Source organism: Azoarcus olearius, from assembly GCF_001682385.1.
GTDB lineage: Bacteria > Pseudomonadota > Gammaproteobacteria > Burkholderiales > Rhodocyclaceae > Azoarcus > Azoarcus olearius.
On sequence record NZ_CP016210.1, the window covers coordinates 2,086,668 to 2,103,446 of the forward strand.

At 71.4% G+C, this 16,779-nt stretch carries 17 protein-coding genes; 13 read left to right on the forward strand and 4 right to left on the reverse strand.

The window, feature by feature from the left end; all coding sequences use genetic code 11:
• Positions 1–36 precede the first annotated feature (36 nt).
• The 11 genes from dqs_RS09640 (at position 37) to dqs_RS20975 (ending at position 11,979) form a co-directional block, all read left to right on the forward strand.
• The gene (locus dqs_RS09640; RefSeq protein WP_065340323.1) at positions 37–387 is read left to right on the forward strand and encodes a hypothetical protein; all 351 of its coding nucleotides are present in this window, start codon (positions 37–39) and stop codon (positions 385–387) included.
• Between the two features lie 201 nt (positions 388–588).
• Positions 589–882, forward strand: a complete 294-nt coding sequence (locus tag dqs_RS09645) for a hypothetical protein (protein WP_011765547.1) — start codon at positions 589–591, stop codon at positions 880–882.
• A gap of 7 nt (positions 883–889) precedes the next feature.
• Complete coding sequence (locus dqs_RS09650; protein WP_011765548.1) at positions 890–1,273, forward strand: phage holin family protein; 384 nt, start codon at positions 890–892, stop codon at positions 1,271–1,273.
• Positions 1,270–1,746: a hypothetical protein gene (locus dqs_RS09655; protein ID WP_065340324.1), complete on the forward strand. Its 477-nt coding sequence runs from the start codon at positions 1,270–1,272 to the stop codon at positions 1,744–1,746. The genes dqs_RS09650 and dqs_RS09655 overlap by 4 nt, the downstream gene beginning before the upstream one ends.
• 127 nt (positions 1,747–1,873) lie before the next feature.
• Positions 1,874–4,822: a hybrid sensor histidine kinase/response regulator gene (locus dqs_RS09660; RefSeq protein ID WP_236778746.1), complete on the forward strand. Its 2,949-nt coding sequence runs from the start codon at positions 1,874–1,876 to the stop codon at positions 4,820–4,822.
• Between the two features lie 54 nt (positions 4,823–4,876).
• Positions 4,877–5,797, forward strand: coding sequence for a YihY/virulence factor BrkB family protein (locus tag dqs_RS09665; RefSeq protein ID WP_084018776.1), 921 nt, complete (start codon positions 4,877–4,879; stop codon positions 5,795–5,797).
• A gap of 162 nt (positions 5,798–5,959) precedes the next feature.
• Positions 5,960–7,351 (forward strand): BON domain-containing protein, encoded by a 1,392-nt coding sequence (locus tag dqs_RS20970; RefSeq protein WP_065340327.1) that lies wholly within the window; start codon positions 5,960–5,962, stop codon positions 7,349–7,351.
• 69 nt (positions 7,352–7,420) lie between these two features.
• A complete protein-coding gene (locus tag dqs_RS09675; protein ID WP_011765553.1) occupies positions 7,421–7,870 on the forward strand; it encodes a PRC-barrel domain-containing protein in 450 nt (149 codons plus the stop codon).
• Positions 7,871–7,927: 57 nt separating this feature from the next.
• Positions 7,928–10,651, forward strand: coding sequence for an ATP-binding cassette domain-containing protein (locus dqs_RS09680; RefSeq protein ID WP_065340328.1), 2,724 nt, complete (start codon positions 7,928–7,930; stop codon positions 10,649–10,651).
• A gap of 22 nt (positions 10,652–10,673) precedes the next feature.
• A complete protein-coding gene (locus dqs_RS09685) occupies positions 10,674–11,234 on the forward strand; it encodes a hypothetical protein (RefSeq protein WP_011765555.1) in 561 nt (186 codons plus the stop codon).
• A 10-nt stretch (positions 11,235–11,244) separates the two neighbouring features.
• Complete coding sequence (locus dqs_RS20975; protein WP_011765556.1) at positions 11,245–11,979, forward strand: MgtC/SapB family protein; 735 nt, start codon at positions 11,245–11,247, stop codon at positions 11,977–11,979.
• Positions 11,980–12,015: 36 nt separating this feature from the next.
• Here the strand turns inward: dqs_RS20975 and dqs_RS09695 are convergent, their stop codons facing one another.
• Together dqs_RS09695 and dqs_RS09700 are read right to left on the reverse strand one after the other, a co-directional pair.
• Entirely contained in the window at positions 12,016–12,516 is a 501-nt protein-coding gene (locus dqs_RS09695) for a CinA family protein (RefSeq protein WP_065340329.1), read from the reverse strand.
• Positions 12,483–13,043 (reverse strand): hypothetical protein, encoded by a 561-nt coding sequence (locus tag dqs_RS09700; protein ID WP_065340330.1) that lies wholly within the window; start codon positions 13,041–13,043, stop codon positions 12,483–12,485. The genes dqs_RS09695 and dqs_RS09700 overlap by 34 nt, the downstream gene beginning before the upstream one ends.
• Positions 13,044–13,135: 92 nt before the next feature.
• Between dqs_RS09700 and dqs_RS09705 the strand changes: the two genes are divergently transcribed.
• Positions 13,136–14,416 (forward strand): SDR family oxidoreductase, encoded by a 1,281-nt coding sequence (locus tag dqs_RS09705; protein WP_236778747.1) that lies wholly within the window; start codon positions 13,136–13,138, stop codon positions 14,414–14,416.
• 7 nt (positions 14,417–14,423) lie between these two features.
• Entirely contained in the window at positions 14,424–14,888 is a 465-nt protein-coding gene (locus dqs_RS09710; RefSeq protein ID WP_011765560.1) for a DUF2269 family protein, read from the forward strand.
• Between the two features lie 10 nt (positions 14,889–14,898).
• On the opposite strand, the gene dqs_RS21230 is transcribed toward dqs_RS09710, so the two are convergent.
• Together dqs_RS21230 and dqs_RS09720 are read right to left on the reverse strand one after the other, a co-directional pair.
• A complete protein-coding gene (locus dqs_RS21230) occupies positions 14,899–16,005 on the reverse strand; it encodes a 2Fe-2S iron-sulfur cluster-binding protein (RefSeq protein ID WP_065340332.1) in 1,107 nt (368 codons plus the stop codon).
• A complete protein-coding gene (locus dqs_RS09720; RefSeq protein ID WP_011765562.1) occupies positions 16,002–16,778 on the reverse strand; it encodes a PepSY domain-containing protein in 777 nt (258 codons plus the stop codon). The genes dqs_RS21230 and dqs_RS09720 overlap by 4 nt, the downstream gene beginning before the upstream one ends.
• Position 16,779 lies beyond the last annotated feature (1 nt).

A 16,779-nucleotide genomic window follows, 5' to 3' on the forward strand; every position in this document is an offset into this window, starting at 1 on the left:
CACGACATACGGCTCTGTGCCAGTAAGGAGCCCGTCATGAAATCGCCGCCGAAAAAGGACGAAACCGGCCGTTTCCCCGTGGCCGACACCGAAGACACCAATGTGACGCGCCCGCCGCGCGAGGACGAACTGCCCTTGCCGTTCGAACGCGACGAGGCGCCCGATACCCCGCCCGATGCGCGCGAGGAAGGCCGCCCGCGGCAAGTGATCGAGCAGGCCGCAAGCGATGTCGCGCGCGGCCTGGTGGATACCGAACGGCGCGGCATTCCGACCGATGTGCCGGCGTCCGCGCCGCCGCCCGAACATTCGCCCGGCGCCTCCGTGCCGGAAGAAGGCGTCGATGTGGCCGGGCACAGCCGCAGCCGGCGGCCGGACCACAAGGCGTAGCGCGGTGGCCGGGCGGCGGAACCTCGCGGCGCCGCCTGCGTGTCGAAGGGCCGTGGGCGCAGTGCGCGGCGCGCGCAATGACAGCGGTTTCACCCGCGGCCCATGGGCGCCGGGCATGCGCATTGCAGGTGGCGTCGCGCTGCCAGCCGTGATTTCCCCCCGTCCCCGGCAGCGGGCGGACATGAGAATGGAGGAATGACCATGCAGTCGACAACGACAGGACCCACCACCCTCACCGGCGCTTCCGAACAAGGGGCGGCCCGCATCGAGCGGCTCTCCGGCGATGCCCACGAGGCGGTGAACCGGATGGCGGAAAAGACCGCCTCCACCGTGCGGGATCTCGGCGCCAAGGGCGAGGAAATGCGCCAGCACTGGATGGAGACCCAGGATTACTGGGTTGGCAGCGCGCGCGAATGCGTGCGCACCCATCCGATCGCGTCGGTTGCCATCGCGGTCGGCGTGGGCATGCTGCTCAGTCGCCTCACTTCGCACTGAGGCTGGCGTGGCGGCGATACAAGGCGAGCCGGGCGCGGAGCGCTTGTCGGGGCTGGTCGCGCGCGCGCGCCGGCTGGCCGCCGACTTCGCGCTGCTCGCCGTTCTCGACGCCCGCTGCTCGGCACGGCGCGCGATCGAGATCGTGGGCGTCGTCATCGTCACTTCGGTGTTGCTCGTCACGGCCTGGCTTGCCTTGGTCGTCAGCGTGACGGTATGGCTGCTCGGCGCCGGCACCTCCTGGCCGGGAGTGCTGGCGATCGCAGCGCTGCTCAACGTGGTGGCGGCGGGCGCGGCCGCGGTGTGGCTCAAGCGCCGCCTGCACGATCTGCCCTTTGCGGCCACGCTGCGCCAGTTGCGCGGCGAGCCGCCGGTGGGCGGGGAGGCGCCATGAAGGAATTCGGCTACGAACGCGAGCTGCACGCGGCCGAACGCCGGGTGGCCGAGGATCGCGCCGAGCTGTCGCGGGCCACGTCGCTGTGGCTGCAGCGCCGGCGCGAGACCGCGGTATCCGGCCGCGGACTGCTCGGCGCGGTGGCCGCCGGCTTCGTGGTCGGCGGCTTGATGCGCAGGCGCCGGCCCAAGCCCGCTGCGTCCAACGCCGCCGGGGCGGCCGCAGTCGGCGCGGTGGCCGGCGGCGGCATGTTTACCGCGTTGCTCGGCCTGGCCGCCAGCATGCTGCGCTCGCGCTACGGAGATCCGTGGAAGATCGCCGCGATGCTGTGGCAGCGCCAGCGCCAGGCCCGCATGGCGCGCGCGGCGGCGGCGGGGGCGCGTCCCGTGCCGCCTACGGCAGCTCCTTACACCGCGTCGCGTGCGCGGATGCCGTCCCGCCCCGGAGGAGGCGCGGGGAGTGTTCCACCTTGACGTAAGCGAGTAGACCAACGTGGCCGATGTGATGGGCGCGGAGTACGACTTGAGTTCCGGGCGCCGGCGCGGACAGCAGCCGGCGCCACGGGCGGAGCAGGGGAGGGAAGCGGCTCGCGTCGCGTCCATGGCTACGATCGACTTTCCGGTAACGGAAGGCGGCTGGGAAGGCCGCCTGCGGCGGGCCGCGAGTTGGGCCGGCTGGCTGGTGGCCTTCATCGCGCTGATCGGCGCGATCGGCTGGGTGACCGGCCTGCCGCAACTCACCTCGTTCGGCGACAGCTCGCCGCCGATCCTGCCCAGCAGCGTTGCGGTGCTGGGCTTCATGGCGCTTGCGTTGTGGAGCCTGCGCCACCTGGAGGGCATGCCCAGGCGCGTCGTTGTCGGCGTGTGCGTCGGCGGCATCGTCATCGTCGCGGTGGCCGCGCTGGTGCTCGATTTCGGCCTGCTCCAGAAGCACGATGCGGTGATCTTCCTGCTCTCCGCATTGTTCGAGCCTTATCCCACCTCGGTCGGTACCGCCTGCTGCTACCTGCTGCTGGCGGGTGCGCTGTGGCTCGCTGCGGTCGATTCGCGCAGCGCGTGGGAATGGTCGCAGTTCCTCGCGATTGCAGTAGGCGGCGTCATTCTTGTTGCGCTGATCGGGCTGACCTTCCGCATGGTGCGGCTCGACGTCGCCGTGCCCTCGCTCGGCATGGCGCTGCCGGTCGCGACCGCGCTCGCCGCGGCCAGCTTCAGCTTGCTGGTGATGCGCCCGGCGTCGCGCCTGGTGCAGTTGCTCGAGCACGACTCGCCGGGGGCGCTGATCTTCCGCCGGCTGGTGCCGATGGCGGTGGGCCTGCCGCTGCTGGTGGCCTGGCTGCAGGCGCTCGGCCTGCGTGCCGGCTGGTTCGAGAGCACCGAAAGCGAGGGCGTGCTGACCGTGGCGGCGATCGTGGCCGGCGTCGGCCTGATCCTGCAGATGTCGAGCCGGCTCGACGAGATGAATCTGTCGCGCTCGCAGGCCGAGCGGCGCGCCGATACCCAGCGCCAGTGGCTGGAGGTGACGCTGGCCAACATCGGCGACGCCGTGGTGACGGTGAACGACGAAGTCCGCGTCAGCTTCATGAACGCGGCCGCGGAAGCCCTGCTCGACGTGCGCGCAGCGGCCGCGATCGGCCAGCCGGTGGCCGAACTGCTGACGCTGGTGGACGGTAGCTCCAGCGAGCCGCTCGCCTGCCCGCTGCACGCCGCATTCTCGCTCGCGCGTACCGTTGCGGTGGAAGGCGAACCCGCGGTGCGCCATCGCGACGGCACCCTGCAGGCGGTGGAAGTCACCGCGACGCCGATCAAGGACCACCGCGAGCGCGTGGTCGGCGGCGTGATGGTGCTGCGCGACGTGAGCGTGGGCCGTGCGCGCGAACATGCCGAGCGCGAGGCTTACGCCGCGCTCGACCGCCGCGTCGCCGAACGCACGCGGGCGCTCGACCGCACGATGTCGGTGCTGCGCGAGAGCACCACGCTGCTGCGCACGATCGCCGCGAGCACGCCCGAGCTGATCGTGGCCAAGAGCCGCGACGGCCGCATCATGATGATCAACCCGGCCGCGCTGCAGGCGATGGGCATGAGTCGCGCGCAGGTGGTGGGGCGCAAGGAAGAAGAACTCTTCGGCGACGCCGAGGACATCCGCCGCTCGGCGGAGAACGACCGCCGCGTGATCGAAACCGGGCGGCCGGTGGTGGTGGAGGAGCGCCGCACGGTGCAGGAGGGCGCGCGCACCTACCTGGTCACCAAGTCTCCGCTGCGCGACGCTCAGGGGCAGGTGTTCGGCCTGGTCGGCGTCGCCAAGGACATCACCGAACGCAAGCGCGCCCAGCAGGACCTCGAACAGTTGCTCGCCGCCGAGCACCGCCTGCGCGGCGAGGCGGAGCGCGCCAACCGGGCCAAGGACGAGTTCCTCGCGATCGTGTCGCACGAGCTGCGCTCGCCGCTGAACGCGCTGAAGGGCTGGAGCCAGGTGCTGATCGGCAGCCGCGAGCCGGACGCAGCGCTGGTGGCGCGCGCCGCCGAGGCGATCAAGCGCAACATCGACCACCAGACGCGCCTGATCGACGACCTGCTCGATTCCTCGCGCATCATCAGCGGCAAGCTCGACCTCGCCCTGCACCGGGTGAATCTGGTGGATGTGGTCAATGCGGTGCTCGACCTCTCCACCGACAGCGCGCAGGACAAGCACATCGAGCTGCGCTTTGCGTGCGATGTGGAAGAACTCTACGTGGATGGCGATTTCGACCGCCTGCAGCAGGTGCTGAGCAACCTGCTGTCGAACGCGATCAAGTTCACGCCGGAGGGCGGCCGGGTGCAGGTGCGCTTGTTGTGCACCGAACGCTCGGCCGAGCTGTCCGTTACCGACAACGGCATCGGCATCGAGCCGGACTTCCTGCCCCATGTGTTCGACCGCTTCAGCCAGGCCGACACCTCGATGACCCGGCGCTATCTCGGGCTCGGCATCGGGCTGGCACTGGTGCGCAACCTGGTGGAACTGCATGGCGGCACGGTGCAGGCGAGTAGCGCCGGCAGCAACCAGGGCGCGATGTTCACCGTGATCCTGCCGCGTGCGCGCAAGCAGCTCGGGCGCGGCTCGGCCGCCAACGAACCGCGCTGGACACCGGATCGCCTGCTCGCCGGCGTCACCGCCTTCGTGCTGGACGACGACCCGGATGCGCGCGAGGTGATGCGGCTGATGCTGGATCGTGCCGGTGCCACCGTGCGCGCCTTCGACACCAGCGAGGCCTTGCTCGAAACCTGGCGTGATCCCGCCCCGCTGCCCAGCCCGGCGGTGCTGCTGCTCGACATCGCGATGCCGGGCGACAGCGGCTTCGAGGTGCTGCGCAGGCTGCGGCTGATCGGGCGCGACCCGGTGCCGGCGATCGCGGTGAGCGCGCTGACCCATCTGGACGAGAGCCAGTTCTCCACCGCCGGCTTCCGCGGCCGGGTCGGCAAGCCGGTCGAGGAAGCCGTGCTGATCCAGGCGATTGCCGGCGTGCTGGGGCGCAGCGCCGCCGGCACCGCACAGCGGGGTCAGGAACGGGCCTGAGCGCGCGGGCAGCGCTTCGGCGCGGCCCCGGAATCGCGATTGCTCGGTCCGCGCATGGTGGATCAAGCTCTCCCGCCGCAGCGGGAACCTCGTGCCGGCGCCCGTCGGCGCCCCTCGTGGCCGCGCCGCGCCGGCCGTTTCGTCGGCGCCGCGCTGGGCGACTGGCTGGCTGACGGCGGCCCGTCGATGTCGGCCGCGGTCGCGTTCTACGCCGCCTTTTCGCTGGCGCCGGTGCTGGTGGTGGCGATTGCAGTGGCCAGCCTCTTCGTCGGCGCGGAGGCCGTGCAGGGGCGGCTCTTCAGCGGCATTCAGGCGGTGGTGGGCGACGAGGGCGCGGTGGTGGTGCAGGCCATGGTCGCGAGTGCCTGGAAGGCCGGCGGTGGCGGCTGGATGGGCGGCCTGTCGCTGGCCGGCACGGTGATCGGCGCCACCGCCACCTTCGCCGAACTCAACCGCTCGCTCAACATCGTCTGGCGCGCGCCGGAGAATCCGCGCGTCATCGCCAGCCTGCTGCGCGTGCGGCTGGTGTCCTTCGGCATGGTGGTCGGCACCGGCTTTCTCGTTGTGGTGCTGCTGATCGCCGACGCGGGCCTCGCCTACGGCAGCCGCATGCTGCTCGGCGCGATGGATCTGGACCTCGCGCTCGTGCTCGGCCTGCTGGAGCAGGCGGTGTCCTTCGCCTTCCTGTGCATCGCCTTTTCACTGCTGCTGAAGCTGCTGCCGGATGTGCACGTGCCGTGGGGCGCGGCGCTGGTGGGCGGCATTGCCACCGCCGCCTTGTTCAGTCTCGGCAAGCAACTGTTCGCGCGCTATCTCGCCTACGCCGGCACCGCCAACGCGTTTGGCGCCGCGGGTTCGCTGGCGGTGCTGATGATGTGGCTGTTCTTCTCCGCGGCCGTTTTCCTGCTTGGCGCCGAGCTTGCCGCGCGTGCCGGCGGCGGCCGCCCGGACGCGCGAATTACACCCGGGCTGTAATTCTTGCCGACGCTTCTGCCCAGGCCGGGGCGCCGCGCGGCGCATCCTCCCGCCAGGGGCGCGGCACGGCGATTGCACCCCTGACAACCGTGGGGCGCGGCGCGCTCCGCATTCCCGTCATCGCGGCCGGCTGCAGCGGCCGACGCACGAGGAGTGGAGACGATGAGAAGACAGCATACGCAGCCTTATCCGCAGGACCGCCGGCCGCAGTACCGCGACGAGGGCGGGCGCGGCGGGCCGCGCGGCGACGACAGCCGCCGTGAGCAGGCGCCGCGGCGCAACTGGTCGCAGGAAGACGAGGACGAACGGACGTTCGGCGGCTACTGGCAGGACAACGACGCGATCCGCGACGGGGAGTTCGGTCATCCCGGCGGGGGGCGCGACCGCGGGCCAGAGGCGGGCCGCGGGGAAGAAGGACATGACTATCTCGGCCGCGAGTATGGCGCCGGCCAGCGCCCCGGCAGTCAGGGCGGCGGCCGCGACGTGGCCGGCCGGCGCGACGGCGGGCGCGGAGAGCCGCGCCAGCATCGCGGCAACTGGCGCGGGCCCGAGCCGGTGGGGCGGCGCGGCTATCAGGATGAAAACGGTTCCTACGGCGGCGCCGAATACGACCGTGACCCTTTCGGCCGCGAGCAGGGCAGCTGGGGTTCGGGCGGGCAGGAACTGGACGAGTCGTCCTTCGACCAGAGCTACGCCCTGCGCCGCGGCTTCGGCCGTGGCATGGCGGAGATGTCGCAGCGGGGCCACTGGGGGTCGGACCAGGGCGACCTGCGCTCCACGCTCGGTTCGCCGACCTCGCGCGGCTACGGCCTGGGTGCCGGCGGCCGTGAATGGAGCGACGTGGCGCGCAATCGCCAGGGCCCGCGCGGCTACACGCGCTCGGACGAGCGCATCCGCGAGTTCATCTGTGAGCGCCTCGCCCAGCACCACCAGCTTGAAGTGTCCGACGTGAGCGTGGAGGTGCGCGACGGCACCGTGGTGCTGGAAGGCACCGTGCCCGAGCGCTACATGAAGCACGCCATCGAGGACACCGCCGACAACTGCTGGGGCGTGAAGGACGTGGAGAACCACATACGGGTCGCCGCGCAGGGCATGCAGGGCCAGCAGTCCACCGTCCAGCAAGGTTTTCGCGGCATGAGTTCGCAGGGCTACCAGGGCGTGCACAGCGGCGGGGCCGGGGCCGAGAACCCGGACTACGAGGCCGGTCGCGCTGCCCAGGGTACGCACGCGCAGGGCAACCAGGGCCGCGGCGAACACGGCTTTCAGGGCGCCGTGGGCGGCAGCACCGGGCCGGAAGCCACGGCCGAGGCCCAGGGCGCGCGCAACCGCGAGTCGGGTGAAAGCGGGGTGGCAACCCGCGAGGGAGTGCAACAGGGTTCAACCTCCGGCGCTGACGCCGGGGGTTCCACGAGCGCGCCGGGTAGCGTCGGCTCGCCTGCCATGCAGATAACCGAGGCACGGCAGGAAGAGCAGGGTACCCAGGGCCGCAGGGCCTCGGCGGCCGATCCGCAGGCAGTCAGCAGTACCAGCGGTCGCGGGCAAAACAACGGGTGAAGCGTCGCCGCCGGCCTCCCCCGGCCGCGGCAGCCCGTTCGGTGAAACGTGTATCCAGGAGGAAAGGAAATGGCTAGTCAATACCCGAACACCGGAACCACCACCGGCAAGACCACGCCCATCGTAGGCGCCACCCGGGACATTCCGGAAGGACCGGGGCCCGAGATCATGGCCGCGAGCACGCTCGAAGGCGACGATGTGGTGAACCGCCTTGACCAGGATCTCGGCAAGATCAAGGAGATCATGATCGACGTGCCCAGCGGGCGCGTGGCCTACGCCGTATTGTCCTCGGGCGGCTTCCTCGGCATGGGCGACAAGCTGTTCGCCATCCCGTGGTCGGCGCTGACGCTGGACGTGGCCCGCAAGTGCTTCGTTCTCGACGTGGACGCGGACCGGCTGAAGAACGCGCCGGGCTTCGACAAGGACCATTGGCCGAGCATGGCCGATACCACTTGGGCCAGCGAGGTGCATGCCTATTACGGGCAGCGCAACTACTGGCAGCCTGGCGGCGATCTGTAAGCCGCCCGCCCGTCGACGCGGGGCCGGTTCGCCGGCCCCGTTTTGTTGCCGCCCGTCATGGACGACCACCCCAAGGGAGCTTCCACCACCGCCTTCGTGCTGCGGCTGCTGGGGTCGGCGCTATCGCGCTACCGCAAGCGCACGCTGGTGGCGCTTGGCCTGGTGATCCTCGCCAAGCTGGCGGCCGTAGGTGTGCCGCTGGCGCTGAAGGCCATCATCGACCAGCTCGGCTCGGTGCCCGCTTCGGTGGTGCTGCCGGTGTTTCTGGTGCTGGCCTACGCGCTGCTGCGCTTCTTCAACACCTTTTTCTCGGAAGTGCGCGACGTGGTGTTCGTGCGGGTGACGCAGAGCACCGTGGCGGGCTTCCTGCTGCGGGTGTTCAACCACCTGCATCGGCTGAGCGCGCGCTTTCACGCCCGCCGCCACATGGGCGGCGTGACCCGCGACGTGGAGCGCGGCACCGCCGGCATCGGCTTCCTGCTCGGGGTCGGCCTGTTTACCATCCTGCCGACCATGGTGGAGATCGGGGCGGTGATCCTGATCATGTCGTTCAACTACAGCGACTGGTTCACGCTGATCATCCTCGGCACCTTCGTGTTCTACACCACCTTCACGGTGGTGTTCACCGAGCGCCGCGCGATCTACCAGCGCGCGCTCAACGAGCTGGATTCCACCGCCAACGGGCGGCTGGTCGACAGCCTGCTGAACCACGAGACGGTGAAGTACTACACCAACGAGAGTTTCGAGGACCGGCGCTTTCGCACCATCCTCGACCAGTGGCTGGAAGTGGGCGTGCAGAACCAGAAGGCGCTGTCCGCGCTGCACATCGGCCAGAGCAGCATCATCGCGGTGGGGGTGGCGAGCGTGATGCTGCTGGCGACCAACTTCGTGCTGCAGGGCGCGATGTCGGTGGGCGATCTGGTGCTGGTCAATGCCTACGTGATCCAGATCTGTCTGCCGCTCAATTCGCTCGGCTTCGTGTTCCGCCAGGCGCGCGATGCGGTGGTGAACGCCGAGAAGATGCTGCGCCTTCTGGAGCAGAAGCCGGAGATCGAGGATGCGCCGTCGGCGCCGGACCTGGTGGTGCCGCGCGGCGAGGTGCGCTTCGAGCACGTCGATTTCGGCTACGACTCCAGCCGCCAGATCCTGTGGGACGTGAGCTTCACGATCGCGCCGGGCGGCACCGTGGCGGTGGTGGGCGGCAGCGGCTCCGGCAAATCGACGCTGGCGCGGCTGCTGTTCCGCTTCTACGAGGCCAACGCCGGCCGCATCACCATCGACGGGGTGGACATCCGCAACATCTCGCAGCGCAGCCTGCGCGCGGCGCTAGGCGTGGTGCCGCAGGACACGATCATGTTCAACGACACCATCGCCTACAACATCGCCTACGGCCGCCCCGGGGCCAACCTGGCGGATGTGATCGAGGCCGCGAAGGCCGCCCATGTGCATGAATTCATCGCCGCGCTGCCAGAGCAGTACGACACCCAGGTGGGCGAGCGCGGGGTGATGCTGTCCGGCGGCGAGAAGCAGCGCATCGCGATCGCGCGCGCCATCCTCAAGAACCCGCCGATCATGGTGTTCGACGAGGCCACCTCGGCGCTCGACACGCGCTCGGAGCGCGCGATCCAGGAAGAGCTGGATCGCCTCGCCAGGTCGCGCACCACCCTGATCATCGCCCACCGCCTGTCCACGGTTGTGGACGCGGACGAGATCCTGGTGCTGGAACACGGCCGCGTGGTGGAGCGCGGTTCGCACGACGCCCTGCTGCGGCGCGATGGCCTTTACGCGCAACTGTGGCGCCTGCAGCGCCAACAGCAGGAGGTGGAGCAGGCCGAGCAGGGCATGGCGATGCAGCCGGTGAACCTGATCGCGCTGCTGGCCGGCGTGGTGGACGGGCTGAAGGAGCAGATCGACGCGCGCGGCGTCGGCTTCTACAGCACGATCGCGATCGAATCCGCCCGCATCACCGGCGACCCGGGGCAGCTGCAGCAGGTGATGTGGACGCTCGCCGAGCGCGCGATCGCCGCCAGTCCGCCGGGCGGGCGGGTGGAATGGCGCATCGAGCGCAAGGAAGGCTATGTGCGCGTCAGCTTCCGCCATGGCGCGGCGCCGCAGGCCGAGGCGGTGGTGGACAGCGAACGCATCCGCAGCGTGGTCGAGCAGCACGGCGGTCACTTCGAGCAGCGCACCGAGGGCGTGGTGACCGAGGCCATCGTCGAGTTTCCGCTGCGCGCGGTGGGCGAACCCGCGGCGCTGGCCGCCACGCCTGCGGGCACGCCCGCCGTGGCGCCGACGCCGGAAGCGTCGATATCCGGCGCCTGCATCCTGGTGGTGGACGACAACGCCGAGGCGCGCGCGCAGGTGGAAGCCACGCTGCACGCACACGGCGCCTTGTCACGCACCTGCGCCTCCGGCGCCGAGGCGCTGGCCTGGCTGTTCGCACTGCCGCGGGCGGAGTGGCCGGACGCATTGATCTGCGATGTCGCGCTCGGCGAGGAGGACGGCTACGACGTCATCCAGCAGTTGCGCCGCTACGAGGCGGAGCAGGGTTTCGGGCTGGGCGAACGCCTGCCGGCGATTGCGCTGAGCGCGTACGACCGCAGCGAGCACCGCATGCGCGCGCTGCTGGCCGGTTTCCAGGTGCATGTGGCCAAGCCGGTGGCGCCCGACGAGCTGGTCGCGGTGATCGCCAGCGTGCTCGGCCACCGCGCGCCGCCGCAGCTGGGCCAGCCGCGTCCGCCGCCCCTGCAGCGCCCGGGCGCTGGCGAGGGGCGGGCCTGAAGGATTCTGACGGGAGAGGGCGATGAAGATGGTTGAAGACGAAGTGCGCGAAAGCGCCGGCAACGGGCCTGCGGCGGGCGGCGCGGGCAGCCACTACCTCACTCCGGCGGTGGCCGAGCGCGCGGTGGCGCTGGTGGCGCCGATGGTCGAGGCCGCGAGGGCCGATCCCGAGGTGGTGGGCAGCGGCTTCCTCTACGTGGTGGTGATGGACCCGGGCAAACCGCCCGCCAGCGCGAGCTTCGAGGACGCGGTGCTGTACGAGCGCGCCTTCGGCGACCGCGAGCGCTGGGACGCCGACTACGCCGCGTTCGCGCGCGCCAAGGCGCACCTGAGCTGGCGCACCGGGCGCGATGGGCGGGTGATGCAGGAGTGCTATCCCCATCTGCTGCGCACCGGCGACACGGTGCTCGCGGGCGGGGTGTGCGTGGACGGGATCGTGGTCGGCGTCAGTGGCGCGTTTCCGGCCTTCGACGAGGCGTTCGCGGGGGCGGTGGCGTTCGCGCTGCGTGCCCTGGCGCGCCACGCCCGCCAGGCCGAGCCGGCCGGCATCGCCCTGAGCGAGGCGGCGCGCGACCCGGGGTGAGAGGCGCGCCATGGACGCGATTGCCACCGAACTGGCGGCGGGCTTCGGCGACGGCGGGCGCAGCCTGCGCTCGCTGGTGCGGCTGCTGGTGGCGCTGGCCTGTGGCGCCTTGATCGGCTACCAGCGCGAGCGCGCCGGCAAGGCCGCGGGCTTGCGCACCCACATCCTGGTGGCGATGGGGTCGGCGCTGGTGGTGACCGCCTCGGCCGAGGCGGGCATGGACCCGGACGCGCTGTCGCGGGTGGTGCAGGGGCTGGTCACCGGCATCGGTTTTCTGGGTGCCGGCGCCATCCTGAAGCAGGCGCATGAGCACAGCATTTTCGGCCTCACCACCGCGGCGGGCATCTGGATGACCGCGGCGATCGGCGTGGCCGCCGGCCTCGGCCGTTTCGCCACCGCGGTCACCGCCGCCGCGCTGGCGTGGCTGGTGCTGGCGGCGCTGTACCGGCTGGAGGTGGCGGCCAACGGCCCGGACGAAGACTGGGCGCGACGCATGGCGGCAATCCGCAGCCGGCGCGCCCGCATGGAGCGCAAGAAGCGCAAGGAGACGAGGATGAATACCCAACCCACACCGAAGAAGATCGACCCCGGCACCGATGTCAGCACGCCGAAGCCCACGCCCGCGCACGAGGAAGACCTGATCGACGAATCGATGGAAGAGAGCTTTCCCGCGAGCGATCCGCCCGCGGTGACGCCGCGCAAGGCGCCGGTGGAATCCCCGCCGGCGAAGGAGTCGCGGCCTTGAGCCGGGGCCGTCGCGGTGGCGCCGTCAGGACAGCGTTCAGGCGCCGCCGCGCGGGGCGCAGTAATGCGGGATGCGCAGCAGCGCGTACTCGGCCGCGGCCTCGCGAACGGCGTTGCGGTCCCCGTGAAAACGACGGGTTTCGGTAAACACTTCGGCCTGGTCGCCGCCGTCGGCGCGGCGATAGGCCCAGGCAAAGCACTGGGTTCCCGGCGGCGTGCTGCCGTCGCCGGCGTTGTCCGCCACGCCGGTGTTGGCGATGGCGACGTTGGCCCGGCTGTGGCGCAGTGCGCCGCGCGCCATTTCGGCGGCCACCGCCTCGCTGCTGAGGCCGTGGCGGGCGATGGTGCCGAAATCGACCTCGAGGCAGCGCGCCTTGGCTTCGGTGGAATAGGTGACGAAGGCGCAGTCGAGCAGTTCGCCCGCCCCGGGCACGTCGGCCAGGTGGGCGGCAATCAGCCCCGCGGTACACGATTCGGCGGTGACCAGCAGCAGGTGGTGGCGCTTCATGAAGTCGGCGAGTTCGTCCAGCGTGTCCATGCGTCCTCCCCCGTGGGCTGTGTGGATTCAGCAGGGCGGGCTGCAATCGGCGTGCCGCCGGCGCGGCGGCGGCCGAGCAGGCGCGGCAGCGCAAGGCCGAGGCCGAACAATGCATACACCGCCAGCAACGAACCTGCGCCCAGGCGGCGTTCGAAGCCGGGGGTGAGGCGCTGCGGCGTCAGGCGCAGGTCGACCAGGCAGGCGAGGGCGGCGACGCCGAGCCCCGCGGCGATTTCCCACAGCGCCGGGCGCGGACGTTCCGCTGGGCGGGGCAGGGCTTCGTAGGTGACGGCCCAGAACACGGACATGGAATGATGGATGAGATAACCCGGCACGGTGTAGCGCAGCGAGCCGTCCTGCTGGTACAGCGCGCGCTCGCGCCACACCCAGTGGCTGACGGCGTTGATCGGGGCGAGGCAGCTCGCGCAGTCGCGCTGTCCGCCGGCCACCAGGGCCACCGCGGAGGCGACGCTCGCGCAGCTTCCGGAAACCGCGGCACGGGCCAGTGTCTCGGCAATCGGCATCATGGGGATTCTCCCGGGTCATCAGGGCTGCCTCAACGATGCCTCCGGCGCCGCGCGCGGTCTGTAAGAAAGTGCAGCACGGCGGGGTGCGTACCGTGAACGTGCTCGTGACCGGCGCCACCGGGTTTCTCGGCGGCAGCATCGTCGACCGCCTGCTGCGCGAGGGCCACCAGTTGCGCTGCGCCGTGCGCGATCCGGTGGCCGCGGTGGCTCGCCGGCCGGGGCCGGCCTACTTTCCGCTGGATTACCGGCACGCGACCACCGCCGATGCGTGGCGCGAGATGCTGGTCGGGGTGGAGGTCGTGATCAACGCGGTGGGCATCCTGCGCGAACAGGGCGACCAGCGCTTCGACCTGCTGCACCGCGCGGCGCCCCGTGCGCTGTTCGATGCCTGTGTCGAGGCCGGCGTGCGGCGCGTGCTGCAGATTTCCGCCCTGGGCGCCGACGCCGGTGCCGCCAGCGCCTATCACCTGAGCAAGCGCGCGGCCGACGACCATCTGCTGGCGCTGCCGCTGGAAGCCACCGTGGTGCAGCCTTCGCTGGTGTTCGGTGGGGCCGGGGCCAGCACCGCGCTGTTCGCCTCGCTCGCCAGCATGCCCGTGGTGGCGCTGCCGGGCGGCGGACGGCAGCGCATCCAGCCGGTGCATGTGGATGATCTGGTGGAAGCGGTCGCGCGCCTGGTGGCGGCGGCGGCGCCGCCGCGCCGTCTGGCGGTGGTGGGGCCGGCGCCCCTGTGCCTGCGCAGCTACCTTGCCAGCCTGCGCCGGGCGATGGGCATCCGCCGGCCGCTGCGCGTGCTGCCGGTGCCCATCGCGCTCGCGCGCCGGGTTGCGGTGCTGGCGCGCTGGTGGCCCAAGGCGCCGCTGGACGAGGACGCGCTGGACATGCTGGAGCGCGGCAATGTCGGCGACCCCGCACCGCTCACCGCGCTGCTGGGCGAGGCGCCGCGCGCGGTGAGCGAGTTCGTGCCGCGCCCGTGGGCCGGGGGATTCGCCCAGCGCGCCCGGCTGGCGTGGCTGCTGCCGCTGCTACGGGCGACGATCGGCGTGATGTGGATCGCGACCGCGCTCGTTTCCTTCGGCCTCTACCCGGTGGCTGCCAGCCTGGAACTGCTGGCGCGCGCCGGCGTGCCCGAGGGCCTGCGGCTGCTGGCGTTGTACGGCGCGGCGGTGCTGGATCTGGTGCTGGGCGTGCTGTGCTTCACCTCGTGGCAGCGGCGCCGGGTGTGGGCGGCGCAAGCCGCGCTGATCGCCGCCTACACGCTGATCATCAGCTGGAAGCTGCCGGAGTTCTGGCTCCACCCCTACGGCCCGCTGACCAAGAACCTGCCGCTGCTGGCGGCGCTGTGGCTGCTGTACGAGACCGAGCCGGATTGAGGTCGCGATGGACTATCAACTGCTGAAGTGGGCCCACATCCTGTCCTCGACGCTGCTGTTCGGCACCGGCATCGGCAGCGCGTACTACCTGCTGCGCGCCACGCTGGAGCGCGACCCCGCGGTGGTCGCCACCGTGGCGCGCCACGTGGTGCTGGCGGACTGGCTGTTCACCGCCACCACTGCGCTGCTGCAACCGCTGACCGGCTACCTGCTGATCCGCGCCGCGGGCTTTCCGCCCGACAGCGGCTGGCTGGTGAAGTCCTACTGGCTGTACGGGCTCGCAATCGCGTGCTGGCTGCCGGTGGTGCATCTGCAGATGCGCCTGCGCGACATCGCCCACGCCGCCGCGGCAGCCGGCGATCCGCTGCCGCCTGCCTACTGGCGCGTGTTTCGCGGCTGGTTCGCGCTCGGCGTGCCGGCCTTTTTCGCCTTCGTCGCGATCTTCTGGCTGATGGTGGCGAAGCCGGTGTAGGTGCCGGCAGTCACGCGGCACGTAGCCGCAGGTCGCCCGCGGCCCGACAGATGCAGGGCAGTATCTCGCCGTCCGCTACCGCGCAGGCCGGGGCCATCAGCCAGCGCACCGCGCCGGCGTCCAGCCGCATCCGGCATTCGCCGCAACTGCCGGCGCGGCAATCGGAGGGCGGTGCGCAGCCGTGGGCTTCCAGCGTGGCGAGCAGGCTGGGCTCGCCGGCGGTGTCGATGCGGCGGCCGTCCTCGAGCGTGATCACCTGGCCGTGGCCGCCGGCCGCGCTGGCGGCGCCGAAGGCTTCGCTGTGGATGCGCGCGGGGTCGATGCCGGCGGCGATGAGGCCGCCGCCCAGGTCTTCCATCAGCGCCTGCCCGGCGCACAGGTAGAAGCGCGCCTGTTGCGGCGTGGGCACGGCGGCGAGCACCCGGTGCGCGTCCAGCCGGCCGCGCTCGCCGCGCCAGAACCCATCGGGACGGGAGACGATCGGCAGGTAGCTGAAGTGCGGATTCAGCGAGGCCAGGCTCTCGAACTCGCCGCGGTAGAGCAGCGTGCCGGCGTGGCGCGCGGCGTGCAGCAGCACGATGCGGCGAGCGCGCGGGCGCGCGAGGCTGGCATGCAGCATGGCGCGCATCGGCGTGATGCCGATGCCGCCGGCGATCAGCACCAGATCGAGCTCGTCATCGGCGACCACGAAGTCGCCGCGCGGCGGCGACACATCCACAACTGCACCCGGCAGCAGCGCATTCCAGGCCCACGACGACATCGCGCCCTGCGCTTCGCGCTTGATGCCGAGTTCGTACCAAGTGGGCCGCGGATGCCATGCGGCCAGCGAGTAGGCCCGTCGTATCGCGCCGCCACCGCGGCCGGCGGGGGCCGTCATCATCAGGTGCTGGCCGGCTTCGAAGACCGGCAGGGGGCGCCGGCGCGGATGGGCGAGCGTGAGCCGGAGCAGTTCCCCGCCGACTTCCTCGCGGCTGCGGACCACCAGCCGGAGCGGGCGCTGGCGCCGTTCTTCCCGCCGCCGCTGGTACACCGCGCGCAGTCCGTCCACCAGCAGAAAGGCGATGAAGGCGAGGCCCGCGAGACCAAGCGCCGCGAGCGCCAGCGCAACCGCTTTCATGCCTGCGCGGCGGCGGCTGCGGGCGAAGGGGCCGCGCCGCGGTTGGCCTGCAACGCGCGTTTGCGGCGCTCTCCGCGCCACCACATGTAGACGCCGGTCAGCGACAGCAGCGTCATCGCCAGGCCGACGAGGTCGATCCACAGCCATTCGAGGTTCTTGCCGAGCAGGGCCTTGCCGGTGTGCAGATCCATCACCAGCCGGGCCAGCGTGACCGTATCGGTGCCGCCCTCGCCCTGGAGTGCCGCCAGTGCCGGCATGACAGCGGTGTCCGCCTGCCACTGGCTGCCATCGGCGCTGACCAGCAGGCCTTCGTCCCTGACCGCCACCACGACGCTGCCGTCGGCGCGGGTGGCCGCACTCCAGGCGTCGCCGCCACGCATCCGCTGCCACTGGCCGTCGCGCGCCACCCACACGCCCTGCCTGGTGGCGGCGACGAGGCCCCAGTCCGCCTCGGCGAGGCCGCGGATCTGGTTGCCGGCGAAGCCCGGTTCGGCCACCAGACGTCCCTGCTCGAGCCGGTAGAGCCCGCCGGTGGTGCCGACGTAGTGCGTGCCGCCACGGGTGAACAGGGTGGCGCGTGCTTCGTTCTGCACCTTGGCCGCCTCGCCGCCGCCATAACCGGGCAGCCAGCCGGCCGCCACCGGGATTTCGGCGAGGCGCAGCGATTTGCTGTGGGCGATGAACACCGCGGTGACGGCGACGACGAGGATGGGCAGCGCGAGCATGACGCTGACCCAGATATGCCACTTGCGGCTGTCGAAACGAAGCTTCATC

Excerpts from the sequence above, each read along its gene's own strand:
- dqs_RS09700 (WP_065340330.1), bottom strand. The coding sequence starts at position 13,043 with ATGATGCCGATTGCCGAGACACTGGCCCGTGCCGCGGTTTCCGGAAGC.
- dqs_RS09710 (WP_011765560.1), top strand. The coding sequence starts at position 14,424 with ATGGACTATCAACTGCTGAAGTGGGCCCACATCCTGTCCTCGACGCTG.
- dqs_RS20970 (WP_065340327.1), top strand. The coding sequence starts at position 5,960 with ATGAGAAGACAGCATACGCAGCCTTATCCGCAGGACCGCCGGCCGCAG.
- dqs_RS09685 (WP_011765555.1), top strand. The coding sequence starts at position 10,674 with ATGAAGATGGTTGAAGACGAAGTGCGCGAAAGCGCCGGCAACGGGCCT.
- dqs_RS09645 (WP_011765547.1), top strand. The coding sequence starts at position 589 with ATGCAGTCGACAACGACAGGACCCACCACCCTCACCGGCGCTTCCGAA.
- dqs_RS09680 (WP_065340328.1), top strand. The coding sequence starts at position 7,928 with ATGGACGACCACCCCAAGGGAGCTTCCACCACCGCCTTCGTGCTGCGG.
- dqs_RS09640 (WP_065340323.1), top strand. The coding sequence starts at position 37 with ATGAAATCGCCGCCGAAAAAGGACGAAACCGGCCGTTTCCCCGTGGCC.
- dqs_RS20975 (WP_011765556.1), top strand. The coding sequence starts at position 11,245 with ATGGACGCGATTGCCACCGAACTGGCGGCGGGCTTCGGCGACGGCGGG.
- dqs_RS09665 (WP_084018776.1), top strand. The coding sequence starts at position 4,877 with ATGGTGGATCAAGCTCTCCCGCCGCAGCGGGAACCTCGTGCCGGCGCC.
- dqs_RS21230 (WP_065340332.1), bottom strand. The coding sequence starts at position 16,005 with ATGAAAGCGGTTGCGCTGGCGCTCGCGGCGCTTGGTCTCGCGGGCCTC.
- dqs_RS09720 (WP_011765562.1), bottom strand. The coding sequence starts at position 16,778 with ATGAAGCTTCGTTTCGACAGCCGCAAGTGGCATATCTGGGTCAGCGTC.
- dqs_RS09655 (WP_065340324.1), top strand. The coding sequence starts at position 1,270 with ATGAAGGAATTCGGCTACGAACGCGAGCTGCACGCGGCCGAACGCCGG.
- dqs_RS09695 (WP_065340329.1), bottom strand. The coding sequence starts at position 12,516 with ATGGACACGCTGGACGAACTCGCCGACTTCATGAAGCGCCACCACCTG.
- dqs_RS09675 (WP_011765553.1), top strand. The coding sequence starts at position 7,421 with ATGGCTAGTCAATACCCGAACACCGGAACCACCACCGGCAAGACCACG.
- dqs_RS09660 (WP_236778746.1), top strand. The coding sequence starts at position 1,874 with ATGGCTACGATCGACTTTCCGGTAACGGAAGGCGGCTGGGAAGGCCGC.